This window comes from Paenirhizobium selenitireducens ATCC BAA-1503, from assembly GCF_900492185.1.
GTDB lineage: Bacteria > Pseudomonadota > Alphaproteobacteria > Rhizobiales > Rhizobiaceae > Allorhizobium > Allorhizobium selenitireducens_A.
Map to the genome: position 1 here is coordinate 56,933 of NZ_UEYP01000008.1, position 13,848 is coordinate 70,780.

11 protein-coding genes are annotated in these 13,848 nt (G+C 61.9%); 4 read left to right on the forward strand and 7 right to left on the reverse strand.

Features of this window, described 5'->3' with window-relative positions; translation table 11 throughout:
* Positions 1 to 34 precede the first annotated feature (34 nt).
* Genes RHIZ70P_RS14965 through RHIZ70P_RS14980 form a run of 4 tightly spaced genes read left to right on the forward strand, consistent with a single transcriptional unit; the run spans position 35 to position 4,906 of the window.
* On the forward strand, positions 35 to 613 hold the full coding sequence (locus RHIZ70P_RS14965; RefSeq protein ID WP_115671278.1) for a TRAP transporter small permease subunit: 579 nt from the start codon (positions 35 to 37) through the stop codon (positions 611 to 613).
* The gene (locus tag RHIZ70P_RS14970; protein ID WP_115671279.1) at positions 610 to 1,926 is read left to right on the forward strand and encodes a TRAP transporter large permease; all 1,317 of its coding nucleotides are present in this window, start codon (positions 610 to 612) and stop codon (positions 1,924 to 1,926) included. Before RHIZ70P_RS14965 ends, RHIZ70P_RS14970 begins: the two co-directional genes overlap by 4 nt.
* Positions 1,923 to 3,359: a malonyl-CoA decarboxylase gene (locus RHIZ70P_RS14975; protein WP_115671280.1), complete on the forward strand. Its 1,437-nt coding sequence runs from the start codon at positions 1,923 to 1,925 to the stop codon at positions 3,357 to 3,359. Before RHIZ70P_RS14970 ends, RHIZ70P_RS14975 begins: the two co-directional genes overlap by 4 nt.
* Positions 3,356 to 4,906 carry a malonate--CoA ligase gene (locus RHIZ70P_RS14980; RefSeq protein ID WP_115671281.1) on the forward strand — a complete coding sequence of 517 codons (1,551 nt, stop codon included), beginning with the start codon at positions 3,356 to 3,358 and terminating at the stop codon, positions 4,904 to 4,906. Before RHIZ70P_RS14975 ends, RHIZ70P_RS14980 begins: the two co-directional genes overlap by 4 nt.
* A 24-nt stretch (positions 4,907 to 4,930) precedes the next feature.
* Here RHIZ70P_RS14980 and RHIZ70P_RS14985 read toward each other — a convergent pair whose 3' ends face one another.
* The 7 genes from RHIZ70P_RS14985 to RHIZ70P_RS15015 all read right to left on the reverse strand — a co-directional run bounded on the left by RHIZ70P_RS14985 (position 4,931) and on the right by RHIZ70P_RS15015 (position 13,690).
* Positions 4,931 to 5,326: a RidA family protein gene (locus RHIZ70P_RS14985; protein WP_115671282.1), complete on the reverse strand. Its 396-nt coding sequence runs from the start codon at positions 5,324 to 5,326 to the stop codon at positions 4,931 to 4,933.
* Between the two features lie 46 nt (positions 5,327 to 5,372).
* Complete coding sequence (locus tag RHIZ70P_RS14990) at positions 5,373 to 7,178, reverse strand: ABC transporter ATP-binding protein (protein WP_115671283.1); 1,806 nt, start codon at positions 7,176 to 7,178, stop codon at positions 5,373 to 5,375.
* Positions 7,179 to 7,180: 2 nt separating this feature from the next.
* A complete protein-coding gene (locus tag RHIZ70P_RS14995) occupies positions 7,181 to 8,035 on the reverse strand; it encodes an ABC transporter permease (RefSeq protein WP_419178302.1) in 855 nt (284 codons plus the stop codon).
* A gap of 5 nt (positions 8,036 to 8,040) precedes the next feature.
* Positions 8,041 to 8,982, reverse strand: a complete 942-nt coding sequence (locus RHIZ70P_RS15000) for an ABC transporter permease (protein WP_181904040.1) — start codon at positions 8,980 to 8,982, stop codon at positions 8,041 to 8,043.
* Between the two features lie 21 nt (positions 8,983 to 9,003).
* Positions 9,004 to 10,521 carry an ABC transporter substrate-binding protein gene (locus RHIZ70P_RS15005; protein ID WP_115671286.1) on the reverse strand — a complete coding sequence of 506 codons (1,518 nt, stop codon included), beginning with the start codon at positions 10,519 to 10,521 and terminating at the stop codon, positions 9,004 to 9,006.
* A gap of 68 nt (positions 10,522 to 10,589) precedes the next feature.
* The gene (locus tag RHIZ70P_RS15010; protein ID WP_115671287.1) at positions 10,590 to 12,071 is read right to left on the reverse strand and encodes a M81 family metallopeptidase; all 1,482 of its coding nucleotides are present in this window, start codon (positions 12,069 to 12,071) and stop codon (positions 10,590 to 10,592) included.
* A 530-nt stretch (positions 12,072 to 12,601) separates the two neighbouring features.
* Complete coding sequence (locus tag RHIZ70P_RS15015; protein ID WP_115671288.1) at positions 12,602 to 13,690, reverse strand: D-TA family PLP-dependent enzyme; 1,089 nt, start codon at positions 13,688 to 13,690, stop codon at positions 12,602 to 12,604.
* Positions 13,691 to 13,848: the final 158 nt, after the last annotated feature.

Below are 13,848 nucleotides of genomic sequence, written 5' to 3' on the forward strand. Positions count from 1 at the left end.
CTGCCTTCCCCCTCCGCAACGAAGGATGTCCGAAATGGTCAAGACCTATATTCAGGTCGTCGGTAACCTGTCGCGCGCGCTCGCCGTCCTGTCGACCGCCATGGTTATCGCCGCGATGCTTGTCGTCTGCCAGATGATCCTGACACGCTATGTATTCCGTCAGCCAACGATCTGGCAGACCGACTTCGTGGTGTTTTCCGCCACGGCCGCCATGTTCCTCGGCGCGCCCTATGTATTGATGAAGGGCGGACATGTCGGCGTCGACGTGATCGAGATGCTGCTTGGCGACCGGGCGCGAGCGAGGTTGAAACTCATCGGCAGCTTTCTCGGCCTGCTGTTCTGTTTCTTCATGCTGATTGCGACATGGATCCAGTTTCATGAAGCCTGGCTCGGCAACTGGAAGCATTCGAGCGTCTGGGCGCCGCCGCTGTGGATACCCCTGCTCGCCCTGCCGGTCGGCTTCGGCATGCTGTGTCTGCAATATGTCGCGCAGATCCTCGTCCTGCTGTCGGGAGACGTGCAGCAGGTGCAAGGCCACGCGCCGCTCACTCCGGAGCTTCCAACCGGTGTTCTCGAAAATGACAGCCATTCGATGAAGGGATCGATCCGATGAGCCCGACCCTATCCGGCCTGCTGATCATCGCGGCCCTCTTCGTTCTGCTCGGAACCGGTATGCCGATCGCCTTCGCACTCGGCCTGGCCGCCTTCGCCGCGCTCTATCTGCAGAGCGGCCTGGATATTTTCTACATTCTCGGCGACACGATGTTTTCCGGCATCGCCAACCTCGCCTATGTCTCCATTCCGATGTTCGTGCTGATGGGGGCGGCCGTTGCGTCATCGCCTGCGGGCTCCGATCTTTACACCGCGCTCGACCGCTGGCTGAACCGCGTCCCGGGCGGGCTGGTGCTTTCCAATATTGGCGCATGCGCGATATTTTCCGGGATGACGGGCTCGTCGCCCGCCACCTGCGCGGCGATCGGCAAGATGGGCATTCCGGAAATGCTGCGGCGCGGCTACCCTACCTCCGTCGCGACCGGCTCGATCGCCGCGGGCGGGACGCTCGGAATTCTCATCCCGCCCTCCGTGACGCTTATCGTCTATGGCATCGCGACCGAGACCTCGATCGGTCGGCTGTTCATGGCGGGCGTCATCCCTGGCATCATGCTGACGGTCATGTTCATGATCTGGGCGATCATCGACTGCAAACGCAAGGGGTATGAGTTCGAGGCCCGCGCGATCCGCTACACGTTCAAGGAACGGCTTTCCGGCCTGCCGCGCATCCTGCCGTTCCTGCTCATCATCGGCGGCACGCTCTACGTGCTCTATGGCGGCATCGCTACACCATCCGAAGCCGCCGGGGCAGGCGCGCTTCTGACGCTGCTCGTCGTCATCATCGCCTACCGCCTGTTCCGTTTCCGCCCGATCGCCAACATCTTCGGTTCGGCAATTCGCGAAAGCGTTATGATCATGATGATCATGGCGGCGGCCGAGCTGTTCGCCTTCGCGCTTTCCTCGCTGTTCATCACCCAGACGATCGCCACCGCGATCGGCGACATGGAGGTCAACCGGTGGGTGCTGATGGCGGTCATCAATGTCTTCCTGCTCGTCTGCGGCATGTTCCTGCCGCCGGTGGCCGTCATTGTCATGACTGCGCCGATGCTCTTTCCGATCGTCACCCAGGCAGGCTTCGACCCCTACTGGTTCGCCATCGTGCTGACGATCAACATGGAGGTCGGGTTGATCACGCCGCCGATCGGTCTCAACCTCTTCGTCATCAACGCCATCGCGCCGACGATCAGGACGAAGGACATCCTCTGGGGTGCCTTGCCCTATGTGCTGGTGATGTTCCTCGCGATCCTCCTGCTTTGCATCTTCCCAGAGATCGCGACGTGGCTGCCCAACCGGATGCTGGGAGCGGTCGAATGAACACGACATCCTTCTTCGGTGACATGCTTCAAACCATCACCGATCGCGGTCGTCGCTTCCTGTCGTTTGGGCCGCGCGAGGATGAGGGCGATCCGCTCGGTCATATCGAGGCACTGTGCGAGACCTTGCTCTCCAGCCGGGGCGAAGCCTCCGGCATGGCGCTGGCCAAGGACATCCTCGACCGCTGGCAGCGGTTCGATCCCTCCATGCAGCGCGAGTTCATGGGGATGCTGCTCCAGCGTTTCGGGCCGAGGACGGAGCGCCTGGAGGCCGCCATCGAGAGCTATCGCGCCAGTCAAAGCCCGGCGGCGCTGCTCGAACTGCACGTGGCGGCGGAACCTCGCCGGCAGGAATTGATCCGTCGTCTGAACCTGGCGCCGAACGGGATTGCCACGCTGGTCAGTATGCGCGAAGCCCTGCTCAAACTGAAGGTGGACGATCCCGATCTGGAGGCCGTCGATTCCGATTTCGCCCACCTGTTCGGGTCGTGGTTCAACCGGGGCTTTCTGGTCCTGCGCCCGGTGAGTTGGTCGACTCCAGCCGACATTCTGGAAAAGATCATCCGCTACGAGGCGGTGCATCACATCGGCGGATGGGAGGAATTGCGCCTGCGCCTCGCGCCGGAGGATCGCCGTTGCTTCGCCTTCTTCCATCCCCAACTGATCGACGATCCGCTTATCTTCGTCGAAGTGGCGCTGACGCGCGAAATCCCCGGCAACATCGCCGATCTCCTCAAGGAGGATCGTGGACAGATCAAGGCCGCGGAGGCGACCACCGCCGTCTTCTATTCGATCTCGAACTGCCAGGAGGGACTGCGCGGCATTTCCTTCGGAAATTTCCTGATCAAGCAGGTGGTTGAAGATCTGCGGCGTGAACTGCCGAAACTCGATACCTTCGTCACCCTGTCGCCCGTGCCGGGTTTTGCGGGCTGGCTTTCACGGGAACGTCAGTCGGAAGCCTCCGAGGCGCTGACACAGGCGGACCGGTCCAGGCTTGCCGTCCTGGATGAGCCGGACTGGGCGGACCGACCGGACGTTGTCGCGGCCGTCCAGCCGGTGATGACGAGCGCGGCGGCCTGGTATTTTCTCAAGGCGCGCAATTCGAACGGCAAGGTCATCGATCCGGTGGCCCGGTTCCACCTTGGCAACGGTGCGCGCCTGGAACGGATCAATTTTCTCGGAGACCGATCGACGAAGGCGATGCGCCAGGCCTACGGCCTGATGGTGAACTATCTCTACAAGCTGGACGACATCGAGACGAACCACGAAGCATTTGCCGGCCGTGGCGAGGTGGTGGCAGCGCAGGCGATCCGAAGGCTGGTGCCCCCCGACAGAAACGTCCGCAACCCGGTGGCGGCCACGACCCTTCCCACGTCCAGACCATTTCCCCTCGACGCCGAACGAAAGAAAGCCAACAAGGAGTTCACGCCATGAGCAACCATCTCTTCGATGCCATCCGCCTGGCCTTGCGCCCTGCCGCGGTTTTCATTCTGGGCGCGGATGGTCGGTCGTGGACCTATGGCGACATGCTGGCGCAATCCGGCCGTTTCGCCTCCACCCTCGAGATGCTGGGGGTTCGGCCGGGCGATCGGGTGGCCGTCCAGGTGGAGAAGAGTCCCGAGGCGCTGATGCTCTATCTCGCCTGTATTCGCGTAGGAGCGATCTATCTCCCACTCAATACCGCCTATACGCTTGCGGAACTGGACTATTTCATCGGTGATGCCGAGCCGCGCCTGGTCGTCTGCACGCCGGGTGCAAGGGCTGGAATGGAGGGGATTGCCGCCAGCCATGGGGCGCATGTCGAAACGCTCGACGAAGCCGGGGGCGGCTCGCTCGCCGAACTGGCGAGGGACGAAGCGGCCGATTTCCTCGACGCCGAGCGCGGGCCCGACGACCTCGCCGCGATCCTCTATACATCGGGCACGACCGGTCGTTCCAAGGGCGCGATGCTCACCCATGACAACCTGCTGTCGAACGCTGTCACGCTCCGCGACCACTGGCGCTTCTCGGCGAACGACCGGCTGATCCACGCACTGCCGATCTTCCACACCCATGGCCTGTTCGTCGCGTCGAATGTCGTTCTTCTCTCCGGCGCCTCCATGTATTTCCTGCCGAAATTCGATGCCGACGAGGCACTTCGCCTGATGAAGACGGCGACGGTGATGATGGGGGTCCCGACCTTCTACGTTCGACTGACACAGCATGAGGGTTTGACGCGCGAGGCGGCGGCGCACATGCGGCTTTTCATCTCCGGTTCGGCGCCGCTGCTTGCCGAGACGCACCGCAAGTTCGAGGCGATGACCGGTCATGCCATCCTCGAGCGCTACGGCATGACCGAAACCAACATGAATACCTCGAACCCCTATGACGGTGATCGGATCGCCGGCACGGTGGGCTTTCCATTGCCGGGCGTCTCGATCCGCGTCACCGATCCGGAGACGGGGGTACCCGTTGCCGATGGCGAGACCGGGATGATCGAAGTGAAAGGTCCGAACGTGTTCAAGGGCTATTGGCGAATGCCGGAAAAGACCGCAGCGGAGTTTCGCGCCGATGGTTTCTTCATCACCGGCGACCTCGGCAAGATCGACGAAAGGGGCTATGTCCACATCGTCGGGCGAGGCAAGGACCTGGTGATCTCCGGCGGATACAATATCTATCCGAAGGAGGTCGAGACGGAGATCGACCAGATGCCGGGCGTCATCGAAACCGCCGTGATCGGGGTGGCGCATCCGGATTTCGGCGAAGGCGTCACGGCCGTCGTGGTCAGGAAGCCAGGTGCGGCGATCGACGAGCGCGTCATCCTCGACGGATTGAAGGATCGCCTGGCGCGCTACAAGCAGCCGAAGCGGGTGATCTTCGTCGACGAACTGCCGCGCAACACGATGGGCAAGGTTCAGAAGAACGTGCTTCGCGATACATACGCCGATCTGTATGCGGCGGCAGCGTCAGGGGAGGGGGCGAAAGCCCGGGGTTCCGCCTGACAACGAGGTACCCCGCATCCCCGCCTAACCCAAAGGCTTGTAGGCGATCACGTCCATCTCGACCTTCACATCGACCATCATCGGCGACTGAACGGTCGAACGTGCCGGCGGATGATCGATGAAATGCCGTTGAAATACCGCGTTGAAGCTGGAGAAGTCGCGGGCGTCGTCGAGCCAGACATTGACCTTGATCACGTCCTCGAGCGTGCAACCGGCAAGGGCCAGAACGGCCTTGATATTGGCAATCACCTGTTCGGTCTGCGCGACGATATTGCCGACGATGACCTCGCCGTCGACGGTCGGGACCTGGCCCGACACATAGACGAAATCACCGGCGCGGACGGCCTTGGCGAAGGGGCGGCGCTGGCCGCCGGCCTGTGCGTCGGCCACGTCATAGCGGACAAGTCTGTTGTTGGTCATGGGGTCGCCTTTCTGTTGTCGATGGGCCGGGGAGGCAGGAGCCGGTTTACGACATGTCTTGCACGAAGTGTCCGGGCGAGACTTCCCGGTAGGTGCGCTTCGGCACGACGTAGTCGAAGGCCCTTACGGGGCTCTTGATTTCCTCCAAGAGTGGTGGTGGCGCGTGACCGCGGCGTGCCGGATCCGGGATCGGAACGGCCGAGATCAGGCGACGCGTATAGGGATGCTGCGGGTCGTCGAAGATTGCCGCACGGGGGCCGATTTCGACGATCTCGCCGAGGAACATCACCGCCACGCGATGGCTCATCCGCTCTACCACGGCCATGTCGTGGGAAATGAAGAGATAGGCGAGGCCGTGCTTTTGCTGCAGGTCGAGCAAGAGGTTGGAAACCTGTGCCTTGACCGAAACGTCGAGTGCCGAGACCGCTTCGTCGGCGACGATGAACTTCGGTTCGAGCGCGAGCGCCCGGGCGATCGAGATACGTTGGCGCTGGCCGCCGGAGAACTCATGCGGATGGCGATCGGCCATGTTTGCGGAAAGGCCGACCTGTTCCAGCAGTTCGGCGACGCGCGCCTTGGCATCCCTTCGTCCCATCAAGCCGTGGGCGAGGATCGGCTCGGCAATCGCAGAACCCACCGTGATGCGCGGATTGAGCGAGGCGAACGGGTCCTGGAAGATCATCTGCGAGGTGCGTCGCATTGCGCGCAATTCGCGGGTGCCTGCCTTCGTCACGTCCTGGCCGTCGATCACGATCGAACCGGCGGTGGGTGTGAGCAGCCGGATGATGGCACGTCCCGTCGTCGATTTGCCGCAGCCGGATTCACCCACCAGTGAGAGCGTCTCGCCCGGCCGCAGATCAAAGGAGACATTCTCCACTGCATGAACGCGGCCCTTCGGCAAATCGAAACGGACTGCCAGATTGTCGACCTTGAGGATAGGTTCGACGGTCTGGCAAACCGGGCTCATCTCGATCCCGTCCGTCGCCACTCCCGTTGCCGGATCGACCTCCGGGAAACGCTTTGGAGCGGCAGCCGAACCCATCGTGCCGAGGCGCGGGATCGAGGCAAGCAAAGACTTCGTGTAGACTTCCTTCGGTGAAGCAAAGATCCGAGATGTCGGGCCGGTCTCGATCATGTCGCCACGGAACATAACCACTGTGCGATCGGCGATCTCGGCCACGACGCCCATATCGTGGGTAATGAACAATACGCCCATATTCTCCTCCCGCTGCAACTCGCGCAGCAGGTGAAGGATCTCTGCCTGGATGGTCACGTCGAGGGCCGTCGTCGGTTCGTCGGCGATCAAGAGCTTGGGACGACAGGCGAGCGCCATGGCGATCATCACGCGCTGGCGCATGCCGCCCGAGAATTTATGCGGATATTCATGAAGGCGTGTTTTGGCCGCAGGGATGCGCACCCGCTCCATCAACCTGACGGTCTCCGCCTCTGCCTCTTTCCATGACAGCGCGCGATGGAGCACCAGCGCCTCGGCAATCTGGTTGCCGATGGTGAAGATCGGGTTGAGCGAGGTCATCGGCTCCTGGAAGATCATGCCGATCGAACCGCCGCGGACTTTCCGCATCTCGGCTTCGCTGGAGGTAAGCAGGTCCTTACCGTCGAGCAGGATGCGGCCTTCCGTGCGCGAGCGGCCGGACGGCAGAAGCCGCATGGTCGATAGGGCCGTGACGCTCTTGCCCGAACCGCTCTCACCGACGATGGCGAGGGTCTCACCGGCATCGACATGCAGGCTGATGTTGCGGATGACCGCCTTCCAGCCTTCGGGCGTCTTGAACGAGGTCGTCAGGTTCTCGACCGAAAGCACCGGCCGAACCGTGGTCGTTTTTTCGCTCATGATCAGCTTTCCTTGGCCAGTCGGGGATCGACGAGATCGCGCAGGCCATCACCCAGCAATTGCAGGGAGAGAACCGAAAGCACGATGGCGAGACCGGGAAACACCATCAGCCACGAGGCGTTGTTCATGTATTCCCGACCGGAAGCCAGCATCGTGCCCCAGGTCGGCATGTCGGTGGAAACGCCGACGCCGAGGAAGGACAGGCTTGCCTCCGCGAGCATCGCCGAAGCGAAGACGAAGGTTGCCTGAACCAGGATCGGGGAGGCGAGGTTGAGCAGAACGTGGCGGATTAGAATCTGCCAGGTCGGCAGGCCCATGGCGACGGCTGCCTCGATGTATGGCAGTTCGCGCAGAACCAATGTCGAGCCGCGGACGATACGGGCAAGACGCGGAGCATAGGTTATGCCGAGTGCCAGGATGACGGTCGACAGCGAGGGGCCGAGAGCGGCGACCAGGGCGATAGCGAGAAGGATGTCCGGGAACGACATCATCGCATCGAGCAGGCGCGAGATCGGCGCATCAAGGCTGCGAAAGAAGCCGGCGGTGACACCGAGGAACACGCCGAGCACAGTGGAGATGACGACGACGCCGAGGCTGACGAGCAGCGAGATCCGTCCGGCAAACATGGCGCGGGAAAAGATGTCACGGCCGAATTCGTCGGTGCCGAAGAAGTTCGTCATCGACGGTGGCTTCAGCCTGTTGACGATCGAAAGCTTGTTCGGTTCGTAGGGTGCAGCCCACGGTGCCAGAAGTGCAGCCAGCACCACCACCGCCAGAATGATTGCCCCGAGCAGGATCGCCCGGTTGCCAAGCAGGCGGCGAAGGCCGGAGACGAACGGCATGGAAACGGAGGCCATGATGGTCATTGGCGCACCCGCGGATCAACGAGAATATAGAGCATGTCGACAATGAAGTTGATGAGCACGTAGATCGCGGCGACGACGAGCAGCGCGCCCTGGATGACCGGATAGTCGCGGCGCAGGACGGCCGAGACGACGAGATTGCCGATGCCGGGCAGGCCGAAGACGGTCTCGGTCACGACCGCGCCGGCAACCAGCATGGCGATCGACAGACCGATGACGGTGATGATCGGGATGAGCGCGTTCTTCAGCGCGTGTTTCAGGATGACGCGGCCTTCGCCGGCGCCCTTGGCGCGGGCGGTGCGGACATAGTCCTCACCGAGCACGTCCAGCATGGCGGCGCGGGTGAAGCGGGTGATCAAGGCGGAATTGACGACGCCGAGCGCCACGGCCGGCAGGATCAGATGATGCAGACGCTCGAGAAACGGCGTGTCCGGACCGCCGTAACCGGAGGCCGGAAACCAGCCCTGACCGACGGCGAAGACCTGAATCAGCATCAGGCCGAGCCAGAAGCTCGGCACGCTTGACGCCACCATGGTGAGCGTCACGACGATCTGGTCGAAGGTCGTACCGCGATTGACGGCCGACAGTATGCCGACCGGCAGCGCGATCGCCACCGCGATCAGGATCGAGAACAGGGTGAGGAAGAAAGTCGGCTCGGCACGCGCAGCGAGTGCCGTGGTGACCGGTTGGTTGAGAAAGATCGACTGGCCGAGATCACCCTGCAATATGCCGAGGACAAACTGGCCGTATTGCATGAGGAGCGGCGCATCGAGCCCCATGCGGGTGCGCAGCTGGGCTATATCTTCCGGGGTCGCATCCGACCCCAGCATGACAGCGGCAGGATCGCCGGGCGTTACGCGGACGATGATGAAGACCACCGTCACGACGAGGGCGAGCACGATGGCCATGCCCCCCAGCCGTTTCAAGAGTGCCTCAGCGATCCTTGCCATAGTCTATCGTCCTTATTTTTTCGGGCTTACGTTCCAGAAATGGGGCCAATAGGTCGGCTCATAACCGGATACACCATTGGCGAGACCGGAAACGGCATTGAAGTTGCCGACCTTGTAGAGCGGCGCATCATCATAGATGACCGTCTGGATCCCGTCCCAGGCCGCCTTCTTGGCCTCGTCGGTTGTCGCATCCATGTAGGCGGCAACGGCCTTCGCCTTCTGGTCGGAAACGTACCAGCCCGGATAGGTGTCGGTGATCGTGTTGATCGTCGTCGGATCGCCCGGGAAGTTGGAATGGGTGATGAAGATGTCCCATTCCTTCGGATCTGCGCGGCGGGTGGTCAGCGTTGCCCAATCGACCACCTGAAGATCGACCTTGAAGCCGGCCGCTTCCAGATAGGCCTTGGCGACTTCGCCGATCTTGTAGTGGAATTCGTACTGGCGGCTGGTCATCAGGCGCAGCGGGGTGCCGTCATAGCCGGCCTGTTGAAGCAGTTTTTCAGCCGCTTCCGGATCGCCTTCGCCGTAACGGGCAACGCCCGCTTCGGTGTGCCAGAAGGAGCCTTTCGGGAAGATCGAGGCATCGACGCTGAAGAAGCGGTCTTCGGAAAAGGCCGCCAGCATCATGTCGTTCGGGTTGAGCGCCGCCTGAACCGCCTGACGGAGTTCCTTCTTAACAAGCAGGCCTTCCTTCATGTTCATGTTCATCGAGGCCCAGCCGGCATCCTTGAAGATCACGGGCTTGGCATTGCCGCTCTGCTCGACGCGCTCATAGGCGCTGACCGGCAGCGAGTCGGCATAGTCGAACTGACCGGAGATCAGGCCCTCGACGCGCGTATTGGCGTCTGGAACCGGAACGAAACGGATTTCCCTGGCGATCGCCTCGCGCTTGCCGGCATAATTGCTGACCTCGCCTTCCGGCGACTTGTAGCCCTCGAAACGGACAAGCCGGGTGTACTGGTCGGGCTTGCGCTCCTTCAGGGCATAGGGACCGGTGCCTACAAACTCGGTCAGCGTGTCTGCAAGTTTCTCCGAGGGCATGATCACCGAGGCCTGGGAGAGCGTGGCGAGCAGCGGCGCATAACGCGACTTGAGCTTGATGACGACGGCGTGGTCTCCGTCTTCGGTCAGGCTCTCGACGATTGCCGCAACCTGCTTGCCCTTGGAATTGATCGCCATCCAGCGCTTCAGCGAGGCTGTGACGTCCTTGGCGTCGAAAGCGCTGCCGTCGTGGAATGTCACGCCTTCGCGCAGCGCTATGCGGTAGGTAAGGCCGTCTTCGGAAAGGGTCGGCATGCCCGCTGCGAGCAACGGCACGGACTTCCACTGGGCATCATAGGTGTAGAGCGTCTCGAAGATGTGCTGGTCGATGGTCAGCACGATGTCGGTCGGCGTCTGCATCACGTCGAGGGTCGGCGGCTCGCCGATCGTCGCAACGGTCAATACGCCGTCACTTGACTGGGCCAGAGCCAGACTGCTCGTGCTGGCAAGCGCCGCCAGCGTGATCAGAACGAATGCACTCTTATTCATTTTTCGGTTCCCTTCATTGGCATCGGTTTGGTCAAAGATCCCGGCCGGCTTTCCTCCCGGTCGAAAATTCAGACATCCAGTCCCAGCGGATCGGCAACGCGCGGCCAGAGCTCGAGGCTCGCCTTGCGGTAGGGCGTGGTTGCCGGGTTGGTGGGATAGGAGGTCGGTGCGGCGATATAGACGATTTCGGAGGAGATCGGCTCAAAGCCAGCGTAGAAATGATTGGTCGACTTGATCAGCAGATAGGACTTCTCCGCGAAGTCTATGCCCTGGTTCAAGAAGATGTCGGGCTCGTAGGTCTGGGTGCGGCTGGTGATCAGCACGATGTCGATGGTCGTGCCGACCGGGCGGACGACGGCCGCGCTGCCGAGCGTGACCCGGCTGTTGCGGAAACTCTGCCATCCGGCGTCGAAGACCTTGCTGACGGTCACGCGCAGATCGAGCGGCTCTCCGCCTTCGGGGCCGGACTTTCCTCCGACACGCAGGCTAAGTTCGGCACCTTCGCCGGCCGCATGGCAGAAGGTCACGGCGATCGGATCCCAGATCGTCGCGACGGCGAAATTGTCCATGCCGCGCTTCAGCATCCGGCCCAGGATGTAGGTCGCGTCGCCGGCGACGCCACCGCCGGGATTGTCCCAGACGTCGGCTATGGTGACCGGCATGTCAGGATGTGCGGTGCGCATGGCGACTGCCTTGTCGAGACCCGCCTCGGTGTCGAACATCGGCATCGCGGTGGTCTTGCGCAGGCTGTAGAGCTCGCGGCCGAGCCGAGCGGCGAGAGCATCCCCCTTCTCTTTTTCGTTGTCGGTCACGACGACGATGCGTGTGCCCATGTCCGGCAGGTCCCCGGCCATGAAGCCGTGGATGACGGAGGCGGAAAGGACGCCGTCCTTGCCTTCCATCGCCTGCATGCGGTCGACGAAGGACCGCATCGGCTCGCGGCTGGTCGGGAAAATGGTGATCATCCTGCAGTCAAAGGTCGAAATCACCGGCTTGATCTCGCCACGCAGCGCCCGCAGCGCGAGTTCCACGACATGCTCGCCGCGCTGTTCGAAATCCGTATGCGGGAATTCGAGGAAGGCCGCCATGAGGTCGAGATTGGCGACCCTGAGAGCGGTCAGATGGCTGTGTGGGTCAAATTCGGCGGCGATCAGAACGTTCGGGCCAACGATTTCTCGGATACGGGCCAGGAGATCGCCTTCCGGATCATCATAGCCTTGAGCCGCCATCGCGCCGTGCAGGCCGAGCACGACGCCATCAACCGGCAGTGCCGCCTTCAGTTCGGCAAGGATCAGGTCGCGCAGCGTCTCGTAGGTCTGGCGCTGGATCAGGCCCGCGGGTTCTGCCCAGCAGGACGTGCCCTCGATCACGGTGAAGCCCTCTTCCCTGCCACGACGGCGCAGGATGGGGACGACGGAGGAACAGAGTGTCGGCGTATCCGGATGCTCGCCCGGCCCGGCATAGAAGGCCGCCTTGAACGCGTTCATGTCCGTCGGTACGGGAGAGAAGGTGTTCGTCTCAGTCGCCAGCGAGGCGGTGAAGATGCGCATGTCTTAAATCCGAATACACTCCGGCCTTCAGCCACCGCTAGGGGGCTCGCTACCGTCGTCATGTTGTCTTGCTGACCAATTTCCGAACGCCGCCGATCTATGGGGTCATCTTTTCAGCGATGGCCGCTGCGCATTCGAAAATTGGAGTTCCCATCTTCTTCAGTTCACCCGCTCACCGTTTTTGGTGTAATTTATTTTCTCAATAATGCGATAAAGCAGTGCAAAGTCAATGAACTTTCCGGATACCTGTGGATTTATGTAATTCATTTTCTTGGCGCTCGAAAGCGTCACCCAATTTTCATGATCGAGAATGGGCCCGTGAACCGGTCTCCGAAGATGCGCGCAACACTTTTGTGTGGGAATCGAAAGTTTTAGCCGAGCCGGAAATGCAGGGTGAGGGCGATGGAAGACTGTTTCGGCATGAAAAAGGGGGCCTGTTGGAGGGGCCCCTTTTTCATCGTTCTGCCAAATGTCCGCAGCATGGTGTTTGCCTGAAAATTTGATGCGGCGGAATTTTTTGAGTGGAGCAGCTACCAGACCGTCCCGCGGGCATCCACATTCTCGACCCGCGTCACGATGCCGTCGCGATGAAAGACCATCCGGTCGAAGAGATTGGTGACGACGCAGGTGTGGTTCGGCACCACTTTGACCATCGTGCCGATTTGCGGGAACGGCTCGGCGCAGCCCGACAAATCGACCACCGCATGCTCCTCAGACAGCGACACAATCCGCGCGCCCTCGAAGCCGTGGATGGAACCGTAGTCGGTGAAGCCGAGCAGGTCGGAGGTCAGTGCCTTCGAGCCGCAATCCAGAACGGCACGATCCGCCGCCGGACGCGAAACCACCGTTGCAAGGATGTGCATGGCGAGATCGTCCACGGTGCAATGGCCGGCGCGGACCATGCTGCGGTCATTATAGACATAGGTTCCGGCGCGATGTTCGGTGGCGGACGGCACCAGGTGGGCGGCAAAGAGGTCCGGCGAACCACCGCTGGACCGGACGGGGCAATCTATCCCCTTGTCCGACAGAAGCGTCATGGTGCGGGCCATGAAGGTCTCGACCTCGACCGCGCCGCCGACGGCGGGGTAGGTCATGATCCCGCCGAAACGCAGGCCGGGCGCCGAAGCGATCTTCTCGGCGAGCGCGACCGCCGCCTCCGGTGTCTGCACGCCGCAGCGCTTGGCGCCGGTATCGCATTCGACCAGAACCGTCAGCGGACGATCGGCATCGAAGGTGGAGGCGAGACCGGCAAGCGTGATCTCGCTATCGGCCACGACCGCGAGCCTCGCGATCCGTTCGTTGAGCGCCTTCAACCGCGCGAGCTTCGCCGGTCCGAGAATATTGTAGGTGATCAGTATGTCGTCGAAGCCGGCATCCGCAAAGACTTCCGCCTCGGTCACTTTCTGGCAATTGAGGCCGACCGCGCCGGCCTCTACCTGCTGGCGGGCGACCGCGACGATCTTGTGGGTCTTGATATGCGGACGGAACGCCTTGCCGTGTTGATCGCAATAGGTCTGGACGCGGGCGATGTTCGCGGCAAGCCGGTCTTCGTCGATGACCGGCATCGGCGTTGCGACCTGGTCGAGCGGCGTGCCGGATTCCGGCCACGGATAGTTCATGGTAGACCTCGTTGGGAAGGCGCGCCGTCGCAGGACGGGTTTTTGGCGCGGTAATGTTGCTTTTATTTTCAGGAATGGGACGAGTTTCGTTGATGCTTGTGCTCATTATGCTATCAAAAATGGCGCGAGTGAAATTCAATTTCACCGGCGCTCCAAAT

Bases quoted from the DNA above. Each gene is read 5' to 3' on its own strand.
- RHIZ70P_RS14965 (WP_115671278.1), top strand. From the start codon at position 35: ATGGTCAAGACCTATATTCAGGTCGTCGGTAACCTGTCGCGCGCGCTC.
- RHIZ70P_RS14970 (WP_115671279.1), top strand. From the start codon at position 610: ATGAGCCCGACCCTATCCGGCCTGCTGATCATCGCGGCCCTCTTCGTT.
- RHIZ70P_RS14975 (WP_115671280.1), top strand. From the start codon at position 1,923: ATGAACACGACATCCTTCTTCGGTGACATGCTTCAAACCATCACCGAT.
- RHIZ70P_RS14980 (WP_115671281.1), top strand. From the start codon at position 3,356: ATGAGCAACCATCTCTTCGATGCCATCCGCCTGGCCTTGCGCCCTGCC.
- RHIZ70P_RS14985 (WP_115671282.1), bottom strand. From the start codon at position 5,326: ATGACCAACAACAGACTTGTCCGCTATGACGTGGCCGACGCACAGGCC.
- RHIZ70P_RS14990 (WP_115671283.1), bottom strand. From the start codon at position 7,178: ATGAGCGAAAAAACGACCACGGTTCGGCCGGTGCTTTCGGTCGAGAAC.
- RHIZ70P_RS14995 (WP_419178302.1), bottom strand. From the start codon at position 8,035: ATGGCCTCCGTTTCCATGCCGTTCGTCTCCGGCCTTCGCCGCCTGCTT.
- RHIZ70P_RS15005 (WP_115671286.1), bottom strand. From the start codon at position 10,521: ATGAATAAGAGTGCATTCGTTCTGATCACGCTGGCGGCGCTTGCCAGC.
- RHIZ70P_RS15010 (WP_115671287.1), bottom strand. From the start codon at position 12,071: ATGCGCATCTTCACCGCCTCGCTGGCGACTGAGACGAACACCTTCTCT.
- RHIZ70P_RS15015 (WP_115671288.1), bottom strand. From the start codon at position 13,690: ATGAACTATCCGTGGCCGGAATCCGGCACGCCGCTCGACCAGGTCGCA.